Source organism: Qipengyuania vesicularis (assembly GCF_019711415.1).
GTDB classification, from domain to species: Bacteria; Pseudomonadota; Alphaproteobacteria; order Sphingomonadales; family Sphingomonadaceae; genus Qipengyuania; species Qipengyuania vesicularis.
Map to the genome: position 1 here is coordinate 960,750 of NZ_JAIGNJ010000001.1, position 23,621 is coordinate 984,370.

Sequence of the window (23,621 nt, forward strand, 5' to 3'; positions counted from 1 at the left end):
ATCACTCTCCCTCTTTCACCAGCGTAACCTGGTGGACATCGATCCCGCCGCCGCGGAACCCGCCTTCGCAATACATCAGGTAGAACCGCCAGAGATTGCAGAAGCGCTCGTCGAAACCGGCAGGCAGGTCGCCATTCTCAACCGCGTCATCGAACCTCTCGCGCCAAATCCGCAGTGTTTCGGCGTAGTCGAGCCCGAAATCATTCTGGTCCTGCCAGGAAAGGCCGCGCGCCTTGGCCAGTCGCTTGAATTCGCTGGTTCGGATCAGCAGGCCGCCCGGGAATATATACGCCTGGATGAAGTCGGCGCTCTTCGCATAGGCATCGAACAGCGCGTCGCGAATCGAGATGTACTGGATCGCGGCCCGGCCGCCCGGTTTCAGGTTGCGGGCAATGCAGTCCATGAATGTCGGCCAGTATTCGCGTCCCAAGGCCTCAACCATCTCGACGCTGACGATGGCATCGTATTGCCCGGCCGTATCGCGATAGTCCTGCTTGCGGAAATCGATCTCAGCGGGATGGTGCGCGCGTGCCCAACGCAATTGCTCATCCGACAGGCTGATGGCGGTGACGTGGCTGCCCTCGCCGGCGAGATATCCCGCGAGCGAGCCCCAGCCGCAGCCGATCTCGAGCACCTCGTCAGGATCGCCGATCCGCTTGGCCAGAGCCTCCCACTTGCGCTTTTGCGCCTTGGCCAGCCCGTCCTCGCCAACCGACAATGCAGAAGAGTAGCTCATCGTCGGATCGAGCCAGGCCTGGTAGAAATCATTGCCCAGATCGTAATGCGCGGAGATATTCTTCTGTGCGCCCTTGTGCGTATTGCGATTGAACAGATGCGCGAACTTGAGCGCCTGGCGGAAAGGCCCCTTGGCCCGCGCCGTATCGCCCAGCCGCTCCCCATGCTGCATGAAGAGAGCGAAGAGCGGCACGGGATCGGGGCTCCACCACTCACCCGCCTCCCACGCCTGGTAGAGGCCGACCGAGCCATTGGTGGCGATCCGGATAAGCGCCTTGTAGCTGCGAAGCTCGAACTCGCATTCGAAGCCGGGCGCGCGGCCCCCAAGCTTGCGCGGCGTGCCGTCCGGGAGCGTCCCGTGGATCGTGCCGCTCACCAGCGCCCGGTCGATCCGGTCGAGCATCTTGCCGAATCCCGGCGCCACGAACCTTGCGATCAGACCGGGCTTGCGCGCGAAGGCCTTCGAGCCTTCGATCAGATCGCGTCCGCGCTGGCTGGTCTGCATGTCCATGCCAGCGCCTATGCCGCGCGTTAACCTGATCGACAAGTCCGCTAGGGCTTGGCTGCCCGGTAAGCCTCAAGCGCCCGCTCGCGCGCTTCCTTGTGCCCGATCATCTTGACCGGATAGTCTCCCCGCCGGTCATCGGGCGGGTCGTGAATGCAGGCGTCATCAAGATCGGCAAGCTCGGGCACATATTCGCGAATGTAATCCGCAGCGTCGAACTTTTCGCTCTGCGTGAGCGGCGCCATGATGCGGCTGAACATGTTGGAATCGACGCCGGTGCCGCTGATCCACTGCCAGTTTACGCCATTGTTGCCGTAGTCCGCATCGACGAGGCAGTCCCAATACCATTGCTCGCCGAAACGCCAGTCGATCAGCAGGTGCTTCACGAGGAAGCTGGCCGCGATCATCCGCACGCGGTTGTGCATCCAGCCCGTCTGCCACAGCTGGCGCATCCCTGCATCGACGATCGGATAGCCGGTCATCCCGCGCTGCCAGCATTCGAGGTCCTGTTGGATCAGGTGCCCCGCATTGGGGTTCCGCCACAAGGTCCGCTCGTCATAGTCGCGATAGCTTTCGCGGGGATAGTCGGGGAACTGGTCGATCACATTTTGCGCATAGTCGCGCCAGATGATCTCCTTGGCGTAGGTCTTCCACCCGTCGCTGCGCTTGTCCTTGAGCTTGTGCCAGACCTGCGCGGGGCTGATTTCGCCCCAGTGGAGATGCGGCGAGAGGCGAGAGGTGATGTCGTCCGAAGGAAGGTTGCGGCCCTCGTCATAGTCCGCCACCTGGTCGGTCCACCAGTCAAGCCGCTCATGCGCGGCAGCCTCGCCGAACTCCCAGAACTCGCGAATGCCCCCTGCCCAGTCGGGTTTGGTGGGCAGCAGATTCCACTCCGCGAGGCCGTCGCTGTCGGGCCAGCTGTCGGGTGAGGAGATGGTCTCCGGCTCCCCCAACACATCGCGCGGAGGCATGCATTCGAGCATCGATTTCGAGAACGGCGTGTAGATCTTGTAGGGATCGCCTGATCCTGTGGTGACCGAGCCGGGAGGTAGGAGGTAATTGCCATCGTAAAGGCACAACTTTCGGTCCTCGCCGACCGCATCCCTTAGCTCGTCTTCGGCTTCCTTCCACCACGGTTCGTAATGGCGCATGGCGTGGATGCAGGTCGCGCCCACCTCATCGGCAATCGCGGCGAGGATTTGCGGGGCATCGCCCTTGCGCAGCACGATTTTCGAGCGGCGGCTCCCGAAGCTCTTGCCGAGGCTTTCGAGCGAATGATGCAGCCACACGAGCGACGCGCCGCCGTAGGCATGGTCGCCCGCACGATCCTGGTCGAGCACGAACACCGGAATGACGGGCCCGGCCATGGCGGCAGCATGAAGCGCGGGCTGGTCCGCCATTCGCAGATCGCGCCGCAGCCAGACGATTTGGGGTTCCGAAATCCGATCTCTCCCTTGCGGAAATTTGCTTTCCTCCAACCAACCCCGTCATGCTGAACTTGTTTCAGCATCCATGCTTCAATCTTGTCGACAGGCTGGGCGGAGAGATGGACCCTGAAACAAGTTCAGGGTGACGGCTTTTTCAGCGGTTCGCATTCGACATCGGACAAGGCGACGGTGAACCGATCACGGGCGCGTGGATCGTAGAAGCGGGCGTCGCGTAGGAGGATGGAGCCGTCCGGTGCTCGTTCAGCAAATGGCGCGCGAGACCAGAAAAGAAAGGCCGACGCCTGAGCATCTCCCTCCGCTGCTACGACAACCGGACCTAAAGCGCATGCGCCAAGCTCCAAGACATTTCCTCCCACATCCAAATCACCGCCACCGAGTCCGCTCAGATCGTAGACAAATATTGTGTGCTTTCCGCGCTCAGCAATGATGATCTCGCGCTGCCAGAACCAAAATGGCAGTGGGCTAGAAATTGTCCTAGCCGATGGGAAAAGCACGGTACCTGGCTCGGCACTTTTCTGGGAAATGACCCAGTTCACCCCAATATACGCGAGCGCCACCGCAATCGCCACGCGCGCAGGGTTCTTCCACTCCCCGCCCCGCTTCTCGCGCCTTAGCGAAAACCACGTCGCAAAGCCCATCAGCGCCCACAGCCAAATGTCGATAATGAACAGCGTGTCGCCATAGAACCATTGGCTTGAGAATGGCTCCAGCAGGCGAATGCCGTAGACATTCAGCCAGTCGAGCGCCGGGTGGGTCAGGCAGCCGATGAAGCTCAGCAAGAACAGCCATTTGAAGCTCACCGGCAAGCGGTCCTCGGGGCGTTTCCCGCGGCTCGCCTGCCAGCGGTCGAAGCCGTAGAGCAGCCCGGCCAGGATCAGCGGCAGCAAGACCATGGCGGGCGGCCCATGGGTGATGCCGCGGCGGAAGCCGAGATGCTCCGCTCCCTCCAGCCAGAAGAAGCACGCCGCATCCACATCAGGCAGGTTCGCACCGATGATCAGCGCAGGCATGGCCAGCCCGGTCTTCTTCTTGAGCCCCGCCTGCCCTAGCAATGCGCCGACGAGGGAGTGGGTGAGGTTATCCATTAGTCGATAGCTTGCCGTTCAAAGCAAACTTCGTCACCGCTTAGGACCAATCCACGGTTCTCCAGAACTCTGCGTCGAATGTCTTCAGGACCTAGACTGAAGCAAACCTGTTGACCTCTGAAATCCCCGGCTTCGAGGGCCCAAAGCCTGCCGTCTGATCGTCGGCTCAACATTACCGGCAATTCAATGTCCGTGCCAAGCGAATGCCTTAACCAGTAGAACTTTCTATCCTCCGGAGCTTCGCCATGGTGGACAGAAATGTCTTCGAATGGAATCTCGTACACGCTCCGCCAGCACATCGTGAAAGCAGTGGTGGCGCCGTCTTCCTCGAGGACCCGAACTGTACTCTTGCACGGAGATCCGACGGTGCGATGTCGGATCATCTTTGTTGTCAGAACAATAATGTCCTCTTCAGCGTAATCGGGAATTGGATCGACTGAGAAATCGGGTGAATAGCTCGAGCAGCTTGAGAAAATGAAAGCCACAACAAGCGAAATACCTGCGCGCAGTGGAGTTCTCGTCGCCAATCCTACACCGGATCCTGCGCGGTGCCGCTGACGGTCCAGGTCTGGCCCTTGCCGAGCAGCTTGGCGAGATTGGCTTCCTTGCCCTCGCTCGCTTTCTTGCGCTCTTCGACCACCGCATCCTCGAAGGTCGGGTGCGGATCGTCGTAGAGCACGCCGAGTGCCATCGGGAACGGGCCGAAGGGCATTTCGACCAGCATATGCGCGATCGAGCGGTTGGTGACGTCGTGGACGATCACGCCCGCGCCTTCCCAGTCGCCATCGGCCACATCGACCACTTCGAGGCTCAGCGTTTCGCGATTGAGCGTGATGCCCTTCGCGCCGCCGGCGAACAGCATGGGCTCGCCGTTCTGGAGCCAGAGCTGCTGGTCCTCCGCACCCTTGGGCGCGGCGAAATCGTTGAAGACGTCCTTGTTGTAGACGATACAGTTCTGGAAAATCTCGATGAAGGCTGCACCCTTATGGGCGTGTGCGGCCTTGAGCACGTCGGGCAGGTTCTTCGACACGTCGAACCCGCGACCCACGAAGCGCGCGCCAGCACCCAGCGCAAAGGCCGCCGGGCGAGCGGGATGGTCATAGCTCCCGATCGGTGTCGAGGGCGACTTGGTGCCTTCACGGCTGGTCGGCGAGGCCTGTCCCTTGGTGAGGCCGTAAATCTCGTTGTTGAACAGCATGATCTGCATGTTCACGTTGCGGCGCAGGACATGCATCAGGTGATTGCCGCCGATGGAAAGCCCGTCGCCGTCACCCGTCACCAGCCACACGTCGAGCTCCGGATTGGCGAGCTTTGCGCCGGTCGCAAACGCGGGCGCACGGCCGTGGATCGTGTGGAAGCCGTAGGTCTCCATGTAATAGGGGAAACGGCTCGAACAGCCGATGCCGCTGATGAAGACGGTCTTGGTCGGATCGCACCCAAGCTGCGGCAGCGTGCGCTGCACGGCCTTGAGGATGGCATAGTCGCCACAACCCGGACACCAGCGAACCTCCTGGTCGGTTTCCCAGTCCTTCAGCGTGGTTTCGATCTTAACGGGTGCGTTCATTTTTTTCAATCCGCCAACAAAGGTATGAGAACTGGAAAAGTGCTTGAGATGAAGAAGCCATAGCCAAGCATTCGCGAAAGGTATTGGGCACCACCATGCGCCGACATGCTCGTAGCTGGTTTTGTTTTCCCAAAAACAAACAAAAGGGTGCCAAGAACTAACGCCATCAGTACAAAGGCCCAATCGGTTAGTCCAAATATGTCAGTCAAAGCTGCGCCCAGTGCCGCAGCAAAGATCGTCGCAAGCGGGACCATGCAGGCACTGAGAAATTTCAACTACATCTCCGTGCTCGGAAGCTGCTCGTCATTGGCGGGGACCTGCCCGCCTTCGTTGCCGGGAATGCCGTCGAAGAACTTGGCGATCTCTGCTTCGAGTTCGGCGATCTGGAAGGGCTGGCCGCTGGTCTTTGTCAGCGCTTGCGCATCGACGAGGAACTGGTCGCGCAGCACGGTCTTGAACTGGCCCGTGTTCATTTCCGGCACCAGCACGTGGTCGAACCCACGCAGCAGGTCGCCCAAATTCTTCGGCATCGGCCAGATATGGCGCACATGGATGTGGCTGACCGAGCAGCCCTTCTCGATGCTGCGACGCACGGCCTGGTGGATCGGGCCATAGGTACTGCCCCAGCCCACCACGGCGAGCTTGCCCGAGGTCTCGCCCAGAGCGACTTCCTGATCGGGCACGGCAATGCCCTCGACCTTCTGCTTGCGCAGGTCGGTCATCCGTTGGTGGTTGTCGGGCGAATAGTCGATATTGCCGGTCAGCTCGTGCTTCTCGATTCCGCCGATGCGGTGCATCAGGTCGGGTGTGCCGGGCTTGACCCAGGGACGCGCGCCCTTCTCGTCGCGCTTGTAGGGGAGGAAGGTCGGATTGCCTTCCTCGTCCTCGCCATTCTTCTCCGTCAGGAACTTGGCCGGGAACGGCTCGAATGTATCGGGATCGGGCACCTTCCAGGGCTCTGCGGCATTGGCGATGTAGCCATCGGTGAGCAGCATGACCGGGGTCATGTATTGCGTCGCGATGCGGCAGGCCTCGATTGCGACTTCGAACGCGTCCGAGGGGCTGCGCGCGGCGATGACCGGCATCGGCGCATCGCCATTGCGGCCATAGACCGCTTGGTAGAGATCGCTCTGCTCGGTCTTGGTGGGCAGGCCCGTCGAGGGGCCGCCGCGCTGCGAATTGACGATCACCAGCGGCAGTTCGGTCATGATGCCCAGGCCGATGGCTTCGGTCTTCAAGGCAATGCCGGGGCCCGATGACGACGTGACGCCAAGCTGCCCCGCCCAGCTCGCGCCGATAGCGGCGCAGACGGCCGCGATCTCGTCTTCCGCCTGGAAGGTCGTGACGCCGAATTCCTTCAAGCGTGCGAGGTGATGGAGGATCGCCGAGGCGGGCGTGATCGGATAGCCGCCGAAGAACATCGGGAGTTCGGCCAACTGCGCACCCGCAACCAACCCGAGGCTGACGGCTTCTGCGCCCGTTACGGTGCGATAGAGGCCGGGATCGGTCGGTACTGGGTCGACATGGACCTGCTTCAGAGGCCCTGCCAGCTCCGCCGTTTCGCCATAGGCATGGCCTGCATCGAGCGCGGCGATATTGGCATCGGCGATATCGGGCTTCGATTTGAACTTTGCCTTCAGCCATGCGTGGATCGGCTCGCGCTCGCGGTCGAACATCCACAGCGCTAGGCCCAGCGTCCACATGTTCTTGGACCGCAGCGCATCCTTGTTGCCCAGACCGAAGGGCTTCACCGCCTCAATCGTCTTCTCACTGATGTCGAAGGCCAGCACGTCATACTTCGCAAGGCTGCCGTCCTCGAGCGGATTGGCGGCATATTTCGCCTTGTCGAGGTTGCGCTTGGTAAAAGCGCCGGTGTCGGCAATGATCAGGCCGCCGGGCTTGAGTGCCGAAAGGTTCACCTTCAATGCCGCCGGGTTCATCGCCACCAGCACATCCGGTGCATCGCCTGCGGTGTTGATCGAGCGGCTGCCGAAATTGATCTGGAACGCCGACACGCCGAACAGCGTGCCCTGCGGCGCGCGGATCTCGGCGGGGAAATCGGGAAAGGTCGCAAGATCGTTGCCCGCCAGCGCGGTGGAGAGCGTGAACTGCCCCCCGGTGAGCTGCATGCCGTCGCCCGAGTCGCCGGCGAACCGCACGACAATGGCTTCTGGAGATGCGGGGAGGCCGTCCTGCGGCGCGGTGGCGGCTGTTGCCATCCGGTCAATTCCTTGTCGCGCGCCGTCTCGAGCGGCGCTGTTTCATCGGGAGGGCCCGCCTAGAGGCCGCCCCAACCTCTCGCAATGAAGTTTCTCTGCTAGCCGGAAAAAGCGCGGTGGAAAAGCGCGCAGGAGGGGGTTAGTCCCGATTTGCAACGAATAGTGGAGAGACTCGATGGCCGACACCGAACATTTCGTGCGCGACGACGTGCGCGCCTTCCTCGACATGCTGGAACAGATGGGCGGCCAGGGTGTGGAGGAAGTCGGCGCCGAGGCGGGTCGCACGCAAATGAAGACTTTGGGCATGTTGGCCGAAGCCCCCGCCCGCGACCTCGCGGTGATCAAGGACGTATCCTGCCCCGGCCCTGCGGGTGATATTCCGCTGCGCTTCTATGACGCCAAGGAAAGCCGCGGCCCCTCGCCCTGCGTGATCTTCATCCATGGCGGAGGCTTCGTGATCGGCGACCGCGACGTCTACAACGCCCTCTGCACCGAGATCGCGCATCGGCTCGACCTGCCGGTCGTCTCGGTCGAGTACCGACTCGCGCCGGAACACCCCTTCCCTGCCGCGCCCGACGATTGCGAGGCGGCAGCACGCTGGATCGCCACCTCTCCCGAGGCGCTGGGCCGCGACATCACCGGCCTGGTCATCACGGGCGATAGCGCAGGCGGGAACCTCACCATCGTAACCACCAACCAGCTGATGAACGAGCCAGCAGATGTGCCGGTGATCGTCCAGGCGCCCATCTACCCGGTGGCCAGCGACGTCAGCCAGCACGAAAGCCTGCGCCTCTTTGCCGAAGGCTTCCTGCTGACCGGCGCTGCCATGAGTTGGTTCACCGAGCAATATGCCGCTAATCCCGACGATCCGCGCAACCTGCCTATGATCGGCGATTGTTCGAACACGCCGCCCACCGTCGTGTGCACCGCCGGGCTCGACCCCTTGCGCGACTCCGGACGCGAGTATGCCGCGCACCTGATCCAGCAGGGCACCGAGGTGGTCTATCTCGAATTTCCCGGGATCATCCATGGCTTCACGACGCTGAGAAAGGCGATGCCCAGCGGGCAAGCGGACCTCGATGCCTTTCTCGACGCGGTGGAATTGATGGTGGAGCGCTACAAGTGAGCGAGTTGGGATACCGACCCTGCGTCGGCGTGATGCTCGTCAATGGCGACGGGCGTGCCTTTGTCGGTCGCAGGATCGACAACAAGGAGGGCGACTGGTGGCAAATGCCCCAGGGCGGCGTCGATGAAGGCGAGGACCTCGAGGCAGCCGCGCTCCGCGAACTGGCAGAAGAGACGGGAGCAAAGGCGGAACATGTCTCGCTGATCCAGCAGACACGCGAACCGATCCGTTACGACCTGCCCGAAGAGCTTATCGGCAAACTATGGGGCGGGAAGTATCGCGGGCAGGAGCAGATCTGGTTCCTCGCCCGCTTTTCAGGCGCTGACGAAGATATCGACCTCGAAGCGCATGATCCGGCCGAGTTCTGTGACTGGAAATGGGTCGATCCCGAGCAATTGCCCGATTTGATCGTGCCGTTCAAGAAGCGGGTCTACCGCGCGGTTCTCGAGGAGTTTCGGGAGCTGGTTTGAAGACACGAAACCCTAGCCATCCCCCTAAGAAGCACGCGAGGCACTGAAAGAAATTCGAGATCCAGATCCATTCCGGATATTCTCGCTCGTGGCTCGACAGAAAGAGCGAAGCCATCGCGATAAGGTATGAGGTGGCCATGCCCGCAACGAGCCAAATGACGATATGACGGAAGGGAGAAAGGCGGTCAGCCAAGAATATCATTATCGCGGCGATGGCCATCGGAATGAAGCCAAAAATTGGTGAAACCAGCGCCCAAACGGGGGTCATCGCAATTTCAACCAACACATCGGTAAGACCAACTTCGTCAAGTCGAAATTCGAACCGGTTCAACAGCCTAGTTGGCGGCATCGCTAGTCCAAACCCCAACGCATTGCCGATCAACGCGAATAGAAATGCGCGCGGGGCGCCCGGCCCGCTGTAAGGGCTGTAGCTCAATTCGACTGCGGCGTGGTCGCGTCGGGTACGTTCACTTCGGCCGTTACCACCTGCGCGCGAGCGCCCGCTGCAATCGAATTGGCAAGGCTGAGCGTTTCAGGGCAGCTGTCGCCGCACAGCGACTGGACCTTGGCGAGATTGAGCCGCGCCTTGTCGAGCGCGCCCTTTTCGGCCAGCGCCTCGCCCTCGCCCGCAATGGCGGCGAGGTTGCCGGGATCGCGGTCGATCGCTTCACGGTAGTAACGGATGGCCTTGCCCTGCAGCCCGTCGGACCTTGCGGCCTCGGCAAGCAGGACGAAGACCGGCGTATAGCCCGGATCAACCGCCAATGCGGCCTCGAATGCATCGATCGCGCCCTGCGTGTCGCCAGCGTTCAACGCCGATTTACCCTCGGCAATCAGAACGCCAGCGCGCGGATCGGGATCGCGTTCCTGCCCGATACTGACGCTCGCAGTCATGGCCAGGGCCAGGGACAGGGCGGCGGCGGCAGGGGCAAAACGCATTATCGTCTCCGTTAGCGATCTTTTCGCGGAAGGCTGCATGGTAGCCATAACGGGAAGGCTATCACGATCTAGCTGCACGGGCGATGAAAAATCCGTCCGTGCCGTCGTGATACGGCGTCAGGCGAATCCCGTTCCCGCGCGGGCGACCGAGGGGCAGCGAAATCTCCCGCGATGTGAATGCATTGGCGCGGGAGAGGAAGCTGTCGAACTGCCCAGCGCCCTCCTCGTCCAGCAGCGAGCATGTGACATAGATGAGACGGCCGCCGGGCTTCACCAGCCTTGCCGCAAGATCGAGCAGCTCCGCCTGCAACGCCGTCAAACGTGCCAGTTCTGACTCGTCGAGCCGCCAGCGCGCCTCCGGGTTGCGCCGCCAGGTGCCTGTGCCGGAACAGGGCGCATCGACCATCACGGCGCCGGCCTGCCCCTCGAGATCGGCCAGCGCCTCGAATTCGCGCTTGGGGTCGAGCAGCCGTGTCTCGATGATGGATGCCCCCGCCCGCTCGGCCCGGGGCGCAAGGCGCGAGAGGCGGCCCCGATCGGTGTCGGATGCGATGAGGCGGCCGAGATTGTCCATCGTCGCGGCCAGTGCCAGCGTCTTGCCGCCACCACCGGCGCATAGATCGACCACTGTCTCGCCGGGCTGCGCATCCACTGCCAGGCAAGCGAGCTGGGAGCCCGTATCCTGCACCTCGACCTTGCCTTCGCGCCATTCGGCCCATTGCTCGACCTGCGTGCCCGGCTCGAGCCGGAGACCATTCGGCGCGTCGGTGTTCGCCGCCCCGACTGGAAGGGAAAGCGTAGCGCGGCTGGCCTTGAGTGTGTTGACCCGCAAATCGAGCGGTGCCCGTGACAGGAGCGCGTCGGCATCCGGTCCCGCGATGTCACTGGCAGCGAGCCGCTCGTTCAGCCACAGCGGTGCTACCCCATCTTCCGCAGGTGTATCGGCATCGCCAATTGGCGTGGGACCGTAGTTCGACCCGTCGAACAGGGGAGCGATTGCGGGATCGGTCTCCGCCAGTCGTAGCATGGCTGCGCGCCCGCTATCTGGCATCGGACCACAGGTGCGGATGGCAGAGAAGACGAGCTCGCGGATCGCACGCCGGTCCTTCGATCCGGCGAAACGGTTGTTGCGGAACCACTCGGCAAGGATGCGGTCTGCGGGAGCGCCTTTGGAGCGCGCTGCCTCGATGATCGCATCAAGCATTTCGATCGAGGTCTGTACGCGGGCAGCGGGGGTCATGCTTCCCCTCTCCGATCAGCGCGTCGGATAGTTCGGTGCCTCACGCGTGATCGACACGTCGTGGACGTGGCTCTCGGTCAGGCCGGCGTTGGTGATGCGCACGAAGTTCGCATTCTTGCGCAGGTCTTCGATCGTGGCGCTCCCGGTATAACCCATCGCCGCCTTGATGCCGCCGACAAGCTGGTGGATCACAGCGGCCGCGTGGCCCTTGTAAGGAACCTGGCCTTCGATCCCCTCGGGCACCAGCTTCTGCTGGCTGACATCGGCCTGGAAATAGCGGTCGGCGCTGCCGCGCGCCATCGCGCCCACGCTGCCCATGCCGCGATAGGCCTTGTAGCTGCGACCCTGGTAGATGAATGTCTCGCCCGGTGCCTCTTCGGTCCCGGCAAGCATCGAACCTATCATGATGCTGGAGGCACCCGCGGCAAGCGCCTTGGCCGCATCGCCGCTGGTGCGCAGGCCGCCGTCGCCGATGACGGGCACGCCCTGCTTCTCGGCTTCCTCGACGCTGTCCATGATCGCTGTAAGCTGCGGCACGCCGACGCCTGCGACCACGCGCGTGGTGCAGATCGAGCCCGGGCCGATACCAACCTTCACTGCGTCGGCTCCCGCGCCGCACAGCGCCTTGGTAGCTTCACCAGTGGCGACATTGCCCGCCACCACCTGCACGGCGTTGGAGAGCTTTTTCACGCGCTCGACCGCCTTGGAGACTTCCTTGTTGTGGCCATGCGCGGTGTCGATGACGACCACGTCCACGCCCGCATCGATCAGCGCCTCGGTGCGCTCGAAACCCTTGTCGCCAACAGTCGTGGCCGCCGCGACGCGCAGGCGGCCCTGCTCGTCCTTGGTGGCGTCGGGATAGGCGACTGCCTTCTCGATGTCCTTGACCGTGATAAGGCCGACGCAGCGTCCGCCATCGTCGATTACGAGCAGCTTCTCGATCCGGCGCTGGTGGAGCAGTTTCCGCGCCTCCTCCTGACTTGTCCCGAGCGGCACGGTGGCGAGGTTCTCGGTCGTCATCAGCTCGCTGACGGGCTGGCGCGGGTTCTCCGCAAAGCGCACGTCGCGATTGGTCAGGATTCCGACCAGCTTGCCGCCGCGATCGGTCACTGGGATGCCGCTGATGCGGTTTGCCGTCATGATCTGCTGCGCATCGCCCAGCGTGGCGTCGGGATGGATGGTGATCGGGTTGACCACCATGCCGCTTTCGTACCGCTTTACGGCGCGGACAGCGGCGGCCTGATCATCGACTTCGAAATTGCGATGCAGCACGCCGATCCCGCCCAGCTGCGCCATCGCAATCGCCATGTCCGCCTCGGTCACCGTATCCATCGCGGAGGAGATCACGGGGATGTTGAGGTGGATCCCGCGCGTAAGCCGCGTGGCGGTATTGGCCATCGAGGGAAGGATATCGCTCTCGGCCGGACGCAGGAGAACGTCGTCGAAGGTAAGGCCAAGGGGAATGTCGAGATGTGCCACGTAGAGAATCGCCTGCCGGGAGGAATGTGGCGGCCCATGTAACGACGGTTTGGGGGATTAGCTAGGGGGCGAAGAGCTATTTGGCAGCGAAGCAGCCAGCTGGGCTGACTTCCACTGAATGCTTGCGCCTGATGATCTCGATTCGATCGCCGATCCGGCATCCGACGAGAAGCCTTCTCGGCGCTTGCAGCTGTCTCGTGTCACCGTTTGAATTACGGATGACAACAATGGCGTTCTGACCCTCGGAGCCGACTGAATTGCTCAGTGACACAATCGTGGCGGTTTCCTCTGAACTCGGCCCTGCTGTCTGTAACCAGAAGAAACCAGCACTAACCGCCGTCAGAAAAAGCAGACCAGCCACTAACAAGAAGTCAGCCTTGCGCCGACCCGGCTGAAACATCACTCCGCTGTCCACCCGCCATCGACGCTCCAGTTCGCCCCGTTCACGTTCTGCGCTTCGTCGCGGCACAGGAAGGCGGCCAGAGCGCCAATTTCCTCTGGCTGGACGAATTTCTTGGTCGCCTGTTTCACCAGCAGCACATCGTTGATCACCTGTTCGCGCGTCATGTTGCGCGCTTTCATCGTGTCGGGGATCTGGCCTTCGATAAGTGGGGTCCAAACATAGCCGGGGCTGATGCAGTTCGCCGTGACGCCGAACTCGGCCAGCTCCAGCGCGATGGTCTTGGTGAAGCCGTCCACGCCATGCTTGGTGGCGTTGTAGGCGCTCTTGAAAGGGCTCGCGACCTTCGAATGGGCGCTGGCGGTGTTGATGATCCGCCCCCACCCGCGCTTCTTCATACCCGGCACGACGAGCCGAGTGCAGTGAAACACGGCGGAGAGGTTCAGCGCGACGAGCTTGTCCCACTTCTCGACCGGGAAATCCTCCACCGGGGAGACATGTTGCATGCCGGCGTTGTTGACGAGGATGTCGATATCGCCCGCCTCGGCCATCATCGCCTCGACCGCAGTCACATCGGTGAGGTCTGCGCCGCTGTGGGTCGCGCCCAGTTCCTCGCACAAGGCTGCAATCTCACCTTCGTTGCCGAAGCCGTTGAGGACCACTTGCGCGCCCTCTGCCGCGAGCGAACGGGCAATGGCGAGGCCGATGCCGCTGGTCGATCCGGTAACAAGGGCGCGCTTACCTTCGAGAAACATTTGGCTCTCCGAGCGTTTGGATGTCAGTAAGACAGGCCATCGCGCAGCTGGACGTAGCTGTAAAGCGGGGAAGCACGAAGGGGAGACAGATGCGGCTTAATCCGTTCAACACCAGCAATATCAATGTGCGTTCGAGCAGCGGGGGCGGCATGCCCGGCGGCCGCGCGGGTGGGCTCGGCTGCGGGACGATCATCATCGCCGCGCTGGGCTATTTCGTGTTCGGGCTCGATCCGTTCCAGACCGCCGCTACGGTGGAGAGCGTTCAGCAAGGATCGCAGCAGGCAGGCCCGGCAAGCACCAACGAGGAAGAGATCTGCAACTCGAGCCAATATGCCAATGAGGCGTGCAATGGCTTGCAGTCACTCAATCAGACATGGGCGCGCGTCTTCCAGGAACAGGGCCTCGGCGATCGGTTCCAGCAGCCCACGCTCGACCTGTTCAGCGGATCGGTCCGCACTGCCTGCGGAAGCGGCAGCTCGGCCATGGGTCCGTTCTACTGCCCCGGCGACCAGACCATCTATATCGACACCAGCTTCTATGACCAGTTGGCCCGCATGGCAGGCAACAGCGGCGATTTCGCGCGTTACTACGTCCTTGCGCATGAATATGGCCATCACATCCAGACCATTACCGGGATTTCCGGCCAGATCCGCAGCGCGCAGCAGCAGAACCCGCGCTTGGCGAACCAGCTCAGCGTACGCATGGAGTTGCAGGCCGATTGCTATGCCGGGGTCTGGGCGGGTCGGAACCGCAATCTGATCGAGCCCGGCGATATCGAGGAGGGCATGGAAGCCGCCGCAGCGATCGGCGACGATACGCTGACCAGGGGCCGTGTCTCGTCCGAGAACTTCACCCACGGCACCAGCGCCCAGCGCAGCGAGGCTCTTCGCGCAGGATTGCGCGGCGACGACCGGGTTTGCGACGAGTATACCGTGCTTCGGTAATTGCAGGCCGAGCCAGAATCGAAGACGGCCGGCTCCCGAATGGGGGCCGGCCGCTTTCTTTGATCTATGGTGAGCTAGTTCACTTCTTGCGCTTCAGCTCTGCGATCTCTGCATCGAGCGAGCGCAACGCCTCTGCCCGTTCTTCGGCCGAAAGCGATTTCTCCGAAGCGATCGCCGCGCGAGCCTGGGTCATGGCGCGCAGGGCCATCTTCTCGGTGGCAGTCTCGCAGACGAACAGCGTGGTCTTGCCATTCGCGTCGGTTTCCGACGTTACCGGCGTGAATTCGTCTTTGCACGAAACCACCACCTTGGGCGCATTGGCACTTGCGATGGCACCCGCCTGCTCTGCTTCGGCCAATGCGAGGCGAATCTCGCGGCGCATCTCGCCGTTCTCGCCAAACTGCTTGCGAAGCTTCTCCATTTCCATGTGCAGCTCGCCGCCTTCGGCCAGCTGCGCGCGCAATTCGGCCATCTCGGCACGAAGCTCTGCGCGCTCCTCGGCATCGAGTTCGTCCCATTCCTTGCCATTGACGACTACGTGGCGACGCTTGGACTTGCTGCCATGCTCTCCGGCCAGCTCACGCTCGATCTCGATGATCTCGCGGCGCGCTTCCTCGATTTCGATCTGCGCTTCGGCAATTTCGCGCTCGACCTCGTCGAATTCGCGGTCGAACTCGGAAGGCTCGGGCGGGGCCGGTGGCGCCGGAGGTGCGGGGACTTCCGCCCAAACGGCAGGCGACGGAGGCTGCGGCGGCTCGGGCACCTCGCTTGCCGAAACCTCGGCGAAGCAAATCGTTGCGGTGAGCGGCACGGCCAGGAAGGCGCTTGCCAGTGCGCCCCGGCCCATCAGGCGGCGGCGCGGCGAAATATCGGACATGGATAAACTCCTCAAACGGTGGATTATCGACTTGTCCCCCAGAACTGGACAGGCCATCGGCGCCGCCAGCGCAGGGCGCGGCGTCAGACCCGGAAGGCGAGCGAAATCGGCAATGATACCGGCATAGGCGGCACGCTCCTCGCGGGGGCGGGCGGCGACGACGCGGGTATCGCAGAAGGCTTCCTGGTCGCGCCGCAGCGCGTTCCACCCAAGATAGGCCAGCGGATTGAACCAATGGACCGCGAACAGCGGCTGCACGGCCATATTGACCAGCAAATCGCCGCCGCGATGGTGGGCCAGCTCGTGCTCGATGGCGAGATCACGCTGCTGGCGTGCACGGCTCGCCATGAAGCCTTCGGGCAGCGCGATCACGCGGTCGATGACACCGAAGGCCATGGGTCCGGAGATCGCCGGCGTTTCGATAAGGCGGATCGACCCGACATCGCCGACGGGCCGCGCATCTTCGAGCAGGTCGCGGCGAAGCGCGAAATAGAGCCAGAACCGCCGCACGAGGAAAACCACTGCCCCGCCCAGCCACAAGAGCAGCAATGGCGTCAGGAAGTCGAACGTCGGCGCAGCCTCGACAAGTACCGTCGGAGCGTTGCTGCCCGGCTCGGCGACAGGCATGACGATGGTCTCGGCCTCGAAGGCAAGGACCGGCTCTGCAACCTCCTCTGCCGTCGGTGCCAGCGGACGCATCCAGCTAGGAAGGGTGAACGGTGGAATGACGAGGCGTGCCAGCGGCAGGAACCACAGCGCATAGGCTGCCCCTGCCCCGAAATTTCGTGCGACCGGCCGCCGCAGCAGCATGACCAGCGCGATCAGCGCCCCGGTCCACAATAAGGTGTCGAAGAGGAACCAGTCCCAATAAGCCCGCAAAAGCTCGGTCACTTTCGCATCTCCCTCAGCAGCGCCTCGATTTCCTCGAGATCGTCATCCGTTAGCGCCTCGTTCTCGGCCAGATGGGCGAAAAGCGGCGCCGCGCGCCCGCCGAAAAGGCGATCGACCAGGCGGCGGCTTTCCCCGCCGACATAATCGGATCGTTCGACAAGCGGGTGGTAGAGGAACTTGCGCCCCTCCGGCTCGGTGCCGACCGCGCCCTTGGAGACGAGGCGGCTGAGGAGTGTCTTCACGGTCGGGATCGACCAGTCGTTTGCGGCACAGACGCGGTCGCAGACATCGGCGGCGGACAGCGGGCTCTGGTCCCACAGCGCCTCCATCACGGCGTGTTCGGCTTCACTGATCCGTTCGCCGGGTCCCTGCTTGCGCTTGGCCATTCTCGACTAACTCCCCTCTAGGCGCTTCGTGTACGATTACGCCTGTAGCCATGTCGACTACGATTGTAAACATGAAGCGTGCATGAATGGATGTTCAGCCTCGCGCGGCTGCTGTGGAAAGCAAGCACGCATCTGCGCAGGCATGGCGGAAATCGATGGACGTCGAGCGCGTTAGGCGTATCTTCTCATCCATGACCCTTCGCATGCTCCTGCCCCTCGCCCTTCTCGCCACTCCGCTCGCCGCGCAGGATGAGGCGCCAGTCGAAATTGAAGAGCCCGAGACCACCCTGGTCGTGATCGAAACGACGATGGGCGACATCACGGTGGCGCTGGAGACCGAACGGGCCCCGATCACTGCCGCCAACTTCCTGCGCTATGCCGATGAAGACCGCTTCGACGGCACGATCTTCTACCGTGCCATGCACCTTGATTGGGGCGAGCCGCCCAACGGATTGCTGCAGGGCGGGACGCAAAACAATCCCGACCGCATCGTCGATGGGATCGCGCACGAGCCGACCAGTGAAACCGGCCTCAGCCACACCAATGGAGCGCTTTCGATGGCACGTCTCGATCCGGGCACGGCGACGGGCGATTTCTCGATCATGATCAAGGACCAGACCGGTCTCGACGCCCAACCCGATAGCGATGATCCCAACATGCAGCTTGGCTATGCGGTGTTCGGCTATGTCGTGGACGGCATGGACGTGGTTCTCGCCATCCACGCAAGTCCGCGCGACCCGGAACTAGGCGAAGGCTGGATGAAGGGTCAGATGCTCGCCGATCCGGTCGAGATCGTCGACGTGCGCCGGGTCGAAACCGTCCAATAGTGAGGCGGTCGGTGAAAATGGTCCGCGCGGCCATGAACACGCAGCGTTTTCCCGCTATGCCCTCCGCAAGCAGCTAGACGGGCAGTTGAGGGGCGGGCAAGAGCGAGTGGCAATTTCCTATCGTCCAGAGATAGACGGTATGCGCGCGGTCGCGGTGGTATCGGTCTTGATCTACCACCTGCGCATGCCCTCGCCCGACAGCTATATCCTGCCGGGCGGGTTCCTGGGCGTGGACGTCTTCTTCGTCCTCTCCGGCTTCCTCATCACCAGTATCGTCGCCAAGGAGATCGCGGCGAGCGGACGGATCGATTTCAGCGGTTTCTATCTGAGGCGCGCGAGGCGCATCCTGCCGCCGCTCTTCCTCGTCCTGTTCGCAAGCATTCCGGTTGCCTATGCCGTGCTGCTGCCGAGCGAGATGCAGAGCTTCGCCAACTCGCTGTGGGCGGCGCTTGGCTTCTACAGCAATTTCTTCTGGTATTTCGAACTCGGCGAGTACGGCTCTCAATCGGGGCTGTTGCAGCCGTTCCTGCACACATGGTCGCTCGCGATCGAGGAGCAGTTCTACCTCGTCTGGCCGATCCTGCTCTTGCTGCTGATGCGGTTCGCCCGCAATCGGATCGTCCTCGTTACTGTCGGGCTTCTTGTGGCCAGCCTTGCGCTCGCCCAGCTATCGACCTTCTGGCGCGGCGATTTTTCCTTCTTCTCGACCGCCAGCCGGGCCTGGGAATTGCTCGCAGGCGCAGTCCTTGCGCTTTCGACCAGGGATTTCCGCGCGATGGCGGACAAGTCCATTCTGCTGCGATACGCCCCGTCGCTCGGCCTTGCTGCAGTCATCGTCTCGATGGTGTTCCTGAAGGTCGAGAGCCCCTATCACCCGGGCCTCGCGACGATACCGACGATTCTCGGCACTTGCATGATGATTGCATTCGCCAATCCGCGCGATCCGGCGACGCGGCTGATGGCCGCCGGACCCAGCGTGTGGATCGGCAAGCTCTCCTATTCCCTCTACCTCTGGCATTTCCCGATCTTCGCCTTCGGCCGTCTCTACTTCATCGAGCCGGCCGACTGGATTGACTGGACAGTCTGGATCGCGCTGACCTTTGCGCTGTCCTGGCTGGGCTACAGGCTGGTCGAGAAGCCCCTGCGCTTCAAGCTGGCGACCAAGCCGTTCCTCACCTTGCTGGCCTCGGCAACGGTGCTGGCGATCGCCCTGCCCTTCGGCCTGAAGCAGATCGACATGGACAAGGCCCCAATGGCGGCAAGGCTTGCCCCGATCTATGGCGCCAACGACTATGATAACCAGCGCCTCGACCGGGAAAGCTGGGAAGTCATCGATGCCGTGCCCGGAGGGACGATCGGCAAGACCGAGGCGCACAGCCCCTCGCCCAATGAGCTCGGTGGCCTCTGGTTTAGCCCCGATGCGCGGCTCAAAGTGCTGGTGGTCGGCAATTCGCACGGCAAGGACATGTTCAACGCGCTCTACCTCAACCGCGAGCGCTTCGAGGGCGTGGAGTTTGCCCGTTTCGGCCTCGGCGGGCATTTCGGCGCCGACCAGGTCGCGCAGCTCGTCGCCAGCCCGAATTACAAGGCGGCAAATGTCATCGCGATCGCTCCGCTGTGGGCAGGCGTCGCCGAGCGGCATCTCGAAGTCATCCGGCAGTTTCTTGCGGATGGCAAACAGGTGGTACTCATCGACAATACGGCGAAGTTCGACCAGCCGAGCCAGCTTCCCATCCTCGACTACGAAGCGCGACTGACGGGTGAGATGCCGGACACCGACGAGTTCAATCGTCGCGCCTTCAAGGTTCAGGAAGCGAACGTCGCGCAGGAGAATCGTGAGATCGCCGAGCTTGGCCGCAGGGCCGGAGTGCCGGTCTACTCGCGTTATCGACTGGTTTGCGATGACGCGCTCGGCAGCTGCAGCCAGCTGACCCCGGCGGGCAAGAAGACGGTCTACGACTATGGCCACTGGACCGTCGATGGCGCCCGCCTTTTCGGGGAGCGGGCGGCGGATGCTGGCTGGTTTTCCGAGTTCCTCTCCGCGGGCGATAGCGCGGACTAGCACTCTTCGGCGGTATTCTCCGGGACCGGACCCGGCGGTACGCGCGCGGGGCTCATCCAGAAGGGATCGGACTTGAGGCGGTGGCTATCGCCATAAGCCCTTGCGAGCGCGGCGTAGAGTTGGGGATCGTAGGACTGAAGGTCCGGGTGGTTCAGGATTTGCCGCCCGTCAACGACCACCAGCCGGTTCGAATTGAACCAGATTTGCGTCCCTTCAGCCCAATATTCCTGAATGGTCGTGGTGGCGTATTCATTAAGCCACAGATCATTCGCCAGCGCGTGGGCATAGGCCGCTTCGACTTGCGAATAGAGCGCCGGATCGGTCGCCTGGATCGCATCGAGCACTAGATGCGCGAGCTCGTGGACGAAGATCGTCTCGCCATAGTAGCGGCTCGAATAGAGCCCGAGCACGTCTTCCACCCCGTCGGCCATGCGCTTGCCGCCAATTGCGCGGGCGCGCTCGTCCCAGTATTCGCGGTCGGTCTTGGAGCCGATGCGGGCATCGTAGTGCTTGATCTCACAGCGCGTCAGCCGCGGATCGTCTCGCGCAGGCTTGGTCCAGTGGGCGTTCTCGGGAAGGTCGAGCAGCGCCTCGCTCTCGGCCATGATGGCGATGCGATAGTCGTTGTCGGCGAGCCAGCTCGCGAGCTCGGGCCGATGCGCAAGAATGCTGCGAGTCATATCGCGAGCGGCGACAAGCGCTTCATCGGGGACGCGGGAGGACGACAGGATCGGGATGCCGCGGGCCGAGGCGTGTTTTGAGTAGAAGCTGTTCGTCTCCAGCTCGGCTGGTGGGTCGCCGACTGTCGCGCAGGAGGCGGCCAGCAGCAGGCACGCTCCGCCGAACAGCATCCGTTGCAGCTGGCCGATCGACATCAGGGCGTCGACCTGAAGCGTTCAAGGTCTGCGGCCATCTGGGACTTTCGAAAACCTTTGCCCGATATCAGGCGCTTGAAGTCCGCGGCATTGTCGAAGTGCTGCAACTGGCGATGGTAGTAGTTGACGTATTCGAGCGCGGCCAGCAGTCCGCAGACCGTCGCAGCGATCCGGTCACCAAGCGACACGGACATCTGCGGGAAGACCCAGGATGCCAGTGCAGCTCCTAAAGCAAGGAAGCTGGTCACGCACAGAATGCCATCGAAGCGGTCGGCAATTCTTAGAGCAGCGTGCAGGGCCTCGTCATTGCCATCGAGGGCGAGCAGCTTGCCACGCCAATACAGGCCCCCAAGCACCAGCAAGGCGCACATGGGGAGGAAGGTGAGGATCGTCAGCCAGCCAATGCTCGATTCGCTGGTGTATGCGACGAAAACGGCAGTCGCAGGGACGAGAAACGCGTTCCCGATCTCCAAGCGCCAATAGTCGGAAAGGCGTTTGCGCAGTTTCTCCCGTCTGGTCGAAATTTCCAAGCGCAAACGCTCCCGATGCCTTCAGCCTAGTATACCCGCTTTTTCGGCTCGATATACTTCACATCGTCGGTCAGCGTGTATTCGTGGACCGGGCGGTAGTCGATCTTCACGCCGCCGCCGTTTCCGCCCCAGCCATCGAACCAGGCGATGGTGTGCTTCATCCAGTTCTTGTCGTCGCGCTCGGGGAAGTCCTCATGCGCGTGGGCGCCGCGGCTTTCCTTGCGGTTTTCCGCCGATGCCATGGTGACATTGGCCTGCGCCATGAGGTTGTCGAGTTCCAGCGTCTCGATGAGGTCGCTGTTCCAGATGAGCGAGCGGTCGTGGACCTTGATGTCCGCCATCCGCTTGTTGACGTCCTTGAGCACTTCCACACCCTCAGCGAGCAGCTTGCTGTCGCGGAATACCGCAGCGTGCTTCTGCATGCCCTTCTGCATGTCGGCGCGAAGGGCCGCGGTCGGAATGCCACCATCCGCATGGCGGAAGGTATCGAGACGGGTCAGCGAAAGCTCGGCGCTGTCCTTGGGCAGCTCGGCCTGGCTCACTCCGGGCTTCACGATTTCCTTCAGGCGATGGCCGGTCGCGCGGCCGAACACCACGAGGTCGATCAGCGAGTTCGAGCCAAGGCGGTTTGCGCCGTGGACCGAAACACAGGCGGCTTCGCCGACGGCGAAAAGGCCGGGGACGATCTTTTCCGGATCCTTCGGATCGCCTGCCATCACTTCGCCATGATAGTTACAGGGGATGCCGCCCATGTTGTAGTGGACCGTCGGCGTGACCGGCAGCGGCTGCTTGGTCAGGTCGACACCAGCGAAAATCTTGCCGCTTTCGGTGATGCCCGGCAGGCGCTCGCCCAGCACCTTGGGATCGATGTGGTCGAGGTGCAGGAAGATGTGGTCGCCATCCGGACCCACGCCGCGGCCTTCGCGCATTTCCAGCGCCATCGAACGCGACACGACGTCGCGCGATGCAAGGTCCTTGGCCGAAGGGGCATAGCGTTCCATGAACCGCTCGCCCTCGGAGTTGGTAAGGTAACCGCCCTCGCCGCGCGCACCCTCGGTGATGAGCACGCCCGCGCCGTAAATGCCGGTCGGGTGGAACTGGACGAATTCCATGTCCTGCAGCGGAAGGCCAGCGCGAAGCACCATGCCGCCACCGTCGCCGGTGCAGGTGTGAGCCGAAGTCGCGGTGAAGTAGCAGCGGCCATAGCCGCCGGTTGCCAGCACAACAGCCTGGCTGCGGAAGCGGTGGATGGTTCCATCGTCAAGGCACATGGCGATCACGCCGCGGCAGACCTTGCCGTCGGGTCCGTCTTCCATGATCAGGTCGAGCGCGAAATACTCGATGAAGAAGTCCGCATCATACTTCAGGCTCTGCTGGTAGAGCGCGTGGAGCATGGCGTGGCCGGTACGGTCGGCCGCGGCGCAGGTACGCTGCACCGGCGGGCCTTCACCCATGTTCTGCATGTGGCCGCCGAAGGGGCGCTGGTAGATCGTGCCGTCGTCGTTGCGGCTGAAGGGCACACCTGCGTGCTCTAGCTCGTAAACCGCCTGCGGGGCTTCGCGAACCATGTATTCGATCGCGTCCTGGTCGCCGAGCCAGTCGGAGCCCTTCACGGTATCGTACATGTGCCACGACCAGTGGTCGGGCGTATTGTTGCCGAGGCTGGCGGCGATGCCGCCCTGTGCCGCGACGGTGTGCGAACGGGTCGGGAAGACCTTGGTAATGCAGGCCGTCTTCAGCCCTGCTTCCGCGCTGCCCATGGTGGCGCGCAGGCCCGAACCGCCGGCGCCGACGACGACGGTGTCATAGAGGTGGTCGACGATCGGGTAGCTGCGACCGCCGATTTCGAAAGTTTCGGTGCGTGCCATCAGGCGGCTCCTCCAAGGGCGATGCGGGCGATCGAGACGAGGCCGAAGGCGCCGCCGCCAATGGTTGCAAGGTTGAGATGGGTGAGAACGCCGAACTTGGTGCCGGCGTCGTGGACGTAGTCCTCGATCAACACCTGCAGGCCGAGGCGCGCGTGCCAGAATACGCTGACGATCAAGAGCGCCAGCGCAGTGGCGGGCAGCGTCTGCGAGGCCCACTTGGTCATGGTTGCGTAATCATAGGCCGGCAGCAGCGCGAGGCTGGTCACGAGGAACAGCATCAGCACCAGGTTGCCGATGGCGGTGAAGCGCTGCACCAGCCAGTGATGAGCGCCTTCATGCGCCGAGCCGAGCCCGCGCACGCGTTTGATGGGGGTGTCGTGTGCCATGGTCGCTTAC

General features: G+C 62.8%; 21 protein-coding genes. 5 read left to right on the forward strand and 16 right to left on the reverse strand.

The window, feature by feature from the left end; genetic code table 11:
- Nucleotide 1 precedes the first annotated feature (1 nt).
- The 6 genes from K3146_RS04800 to K3146_RS04825 form a co-directional block, all read right to left on the reverse strand.
- Nucleotides 2-1,246, reverse strand: coding sequence for an SAM-dependent methyltransferase (locus tag K3146_RS04800; protein WP_221545028.1), 1,245 nt, complete (start codon nucleotides 1,244-1,246; stop codon nucleotides 2-4).
- A gap of 41 nt (nucleotides 1,247-1,287) precedes the next feature.
- Complete coding sequence (locus K3146_RS04805; RefSeq protein ID WP_221545228.1) at nucleotides 1,288-2,682, reverse strand: cryptochrome/photolyase family protein; 1,395 nt, start codon at nucleotides 2,680-2,682, stop codon at nucleotides 1,288-1,290.
- A 122-nt stretch (nucleotides 2,683-2,804) separates the two neighbouring features.
- Nucleotides 2,805-3,773 (reverse strand): metal-dependent hydrolase, encoded by a 969-nt coding sequence (locus K3146_RS04810; RefSeq protein WP_221545029.1) that lies wholly within the window; start codon nucleotides 3,771-3,773, stop codon nucleotides 2,805-2,807.
- A gap of 529 nt (nucleotides 3,774-4,302) precedes the next feature.
- Nucleotides 4,303-5,337 (reverse strand): 2-oxoacid:ferredoxin oxidoreductase subunit beta, encoded by a 1,035-nt coding sequence (locus K3146_RS04815; protein ID WP_221545030.1) that lies wholly within the window; start codon nucleotides 5,335-5,337, stop codon nucleotides 4,303-4,305.
- Between the two features lie 5 nt (nucleotides 5,338-5,342).
- Nucleotides 5,343-5,612, reverse strand: a complete 270-nt coding sequence (locus K3146_RS04820; protein WP_221545031.1) for a hypothetical protein — start codon at nucleotides 5,610-5,612, stop codon at nucleotides 5,343-5,345.
- Nucleotides 5,613-7,556 (reverse strand): 2-oxoacid:acceptor oxidoreductase subunit alpha, encoded by a 1,944-nt coding sequence (locus K3146_RS04825; protein ID WP_221545032.1) that lies wholly within the window; start codon nucleotides 7,554-7,556, stop codon nucleotides 5,613-5,615.
- 175 nt (nucleotides 7,557-7,731) lie between these two features.
- Between K3146_RS04825 and K3146_RS04830 the strand changes: the two genes are divergently transcribed.
- Together K3146_RS04830 and K3146_RS04835 are read left to right on the forward strand one after the other, a co-directional pair.
- The gene (locus K3146_RS04830; RefSeq protein ID WP_221545033.1) at nucleotides 7,732-8,682 is read left to right on the forward strand and encodes an alpha/beta hydrolase; all 951 of its coding nucleotides are present in this window, start codon (nucleotides 7,732-7,734) and stop codon (nucleotides 8,680-8,682) included.
- Nucleotides 8,679-9,152 (forward strand): RNA pyrophosphohydrolase, encoded by a 474-nt coding sequence (locus K3146_RS04835; RefSeq protein ID WP_221545034.1) that lies wholly within the window; start codon nucleotides 8,679-8,681, stop codon nucleotides 9,150-9,152. The genes K3146_RS04830 and K3146_RS04835 overlap by 4 nt, the downstream gene beginning before the upstream one ends.
- A gap of 432 nt (nucleotides 9,153-9,584) precedes the next feature.
- Here the strand turns inward: K3146_RS04835 and K3146_RS04840 are convergent, their stop codons facing one another.
- From K3146_RS04840 to K3146_RS04855, 4 genes are all read right to left on the reverse strand, one after another.
- Nucleotides 9,585-10,091, reverse strand: coding sequence for a tetratricopeptide repeat protein (locus tag K3146_RS04840; protein WP_221545035.1), 507 nt, complete (start codon nucleotides 10,089-10,091; stop codon nucleotides 9,585-9,587).
- A gap of 61 nt (nucleotides 10,092-10,152) precedes the next feature.
- Nucleotides 10,153-11,331, reverse strand: a complete 1,179-nt coding sequence (locus K3146_RS04845; protein ID WP_221545036.1) for an RsmB/NOP family class I SAM-dependent RNA methyltransferase — start codon at nucleotides 11,329-11,331, stop codon at nucleotides 10,153-10,155.
- Nucleotides 11,332-11,346: 15 nt separating this feature from the next.
- Entirely contained in the window at nucleotides 11,347-12,810 is a 1,464-nt protein-coding gene (guaB, locus tag K3146_RS04850) for an IMP dehydrogenase (RefSeq protein WP_221545037.1), read from the reverse strand.
- Nucleotides 12,811-13,209: 399 nt separating this feature from the next.
- Entirely contained in the window at nucleotides 13,210-13,965 is a 756-nt protein-coding gene (locus K3146_RS04855; RefSeq protein ID WP_221545038.1) for a 3-hydroxybutyrate dehydrogenase, read from the reverse strand.
- Nucleotides 13,966-14,054: 89 nt separating this feature from the next.
- On the opposite strand from K3146_RS04855, the gene ypfJ reads away from it, so the two are divergent.
- A complete protein-coding gene (gene ypfJ / locus K3146_RS04860) occupies nucleotides 14,055-14,909 on the forward strand; it encodes a KPN_02809 family neutral zinc metallopeptidase (RefSeq protein ID WP_221545039.1) in 855 nt (284 codons plus the stop codon).
- Between the two features lie 79 nt (nucleotides 14,910-14,988).
- Here ypfJ and K3146_RS04865 read toward each other — a convergent pair whose 3' ends face one another.
- Together K3146_RS04865 and K3146_RS04870 are read right to left on the reverse strand one after the other, a co-directional pair.
- Nucleotides 14,989-16,677, reverse strand: coding sequence for a M56 family metallopeptidase (locus K3146_RS04865; RefSeq protein WP_345723737.1), 1,689 nt, complete (start codon nucleotides 16,675-16,677; stop codon nucleotides 14,989-14,991).
- Nucleotides 16,674-17,063, reverse strand: a complete 390-nt coding sequence (locus K3146_RS04870) for a BlaI/MecI/CopY family transcriptional regulator (RefSeq protein ID WP_221545040.1) — start codon at nucleotides 17,061-17,063, stop codon at nucleotides 16,674-16,676. The genes K3146_RS04865 and K3146_RS04870 overlap by 4 nt, the downstream gene beginning before the upstream one ends.
- A 155-nt stretch (nucleotides 17,064-17,218) precedes the next feature.
- Here K3146_RS04870 and K3146_RS04875 point away from each other — a divergent pair, with 155 nt between their 5' ends.
- Nucleotides 17,219-17,890 carry a peptidylprolyl isomerase gene (locus tag K3146_RS04875; protein WP_221545041.1) on the forward strand — a complete coding sequence of 224 codons (672 nt, stop codon included), beginning with the start codon at nucleotides 17,219-17,221 and terminating at the stop codon, nucleotides 17,888-17,890.
- Nucleotides 17,891-17,996: 106 nt separating this feature from the next.
- Nucleotides 17,997-19,952 carry an acyltransferase family protein gene (locus tag K3146_RS04880; protein ID WP_221545042.1) on the forward strand — a complete coding sequence of 652 codons (1,956 nt, stop codon included), beginning with the start codon at nucleotides 17,997-17,999 and terminating at the stop codon, nucleotides 19,950-19,952.
- On the opposite strand, the gene K3146_RS04885 is transcribed toward K3146_RS04880, so the two are convergent.
- From K3146_RS04885 to sdhD, 4 genes are read right to left on the reverse strand one after another with little or no spacing between them, the layout of a single operon-like run.
- Nucleotides 19,949-20,827, reverse strand: a complete 879-nt coding sequence (locus K3146_RS04885) for a glycoside hydrolase (RefSeq protein ID WP_247711006.1) — start codon at nucleotides 20,825-20,827, stop codon at nucleotides 19,949-19,951. The two genes, K3146_RS04880 and K3146_RS04885, sit on opposite strands and share 4 nt — an antisense overlap.
- Nucleotides 20,827-21,357 (reverse strand): hypothetical protein, encoded by a 531-nt coding sequence (locus K3146_RS04890; RefSeq protein ID WP_221545043.1) that lies wholly within the window; start codon nucleotides 21,355-21,357, stop codon nucleotides 20,827-20,829. The genes K3146_RS04885 and K3146_RS04890 overlap by 1 nt, the downstream gene beginning before the upstream one ends.
- Before the next feature lie 26 nt (nucleotides 21,358-21,383).
- Nucleotides 21,384-23,225, reverse strand: coding sequence for a succinate dehydrogenase flavoprotein subunit (gene sdhA / locus K3146_RS04895; protein WP_221545044.1), 1,842 nt, complete (start codon nucleotides 23,223-23,225; stop codon nucleotides 21,384-21,386).
- Nucleotides 23,225-23,611 (reverse strand): succinate dehydrogenase, hydrophobic membrane anchor protein, encoded by a 387-nt coding sequence (sdhD, locus tag K3146_RS04900; RefSeq protein ID WP_221545045.1) that lies wholly within the window; start codon nucleotides 23,609-23,611, stop codon nucleotides 23,225-23,227. Before sdhD ends, sdhA begins: the two co-directional genes overlap by 1 nt.
- Nucleotides 23,612-23,621: the final 10 nt, after the last annotated feature.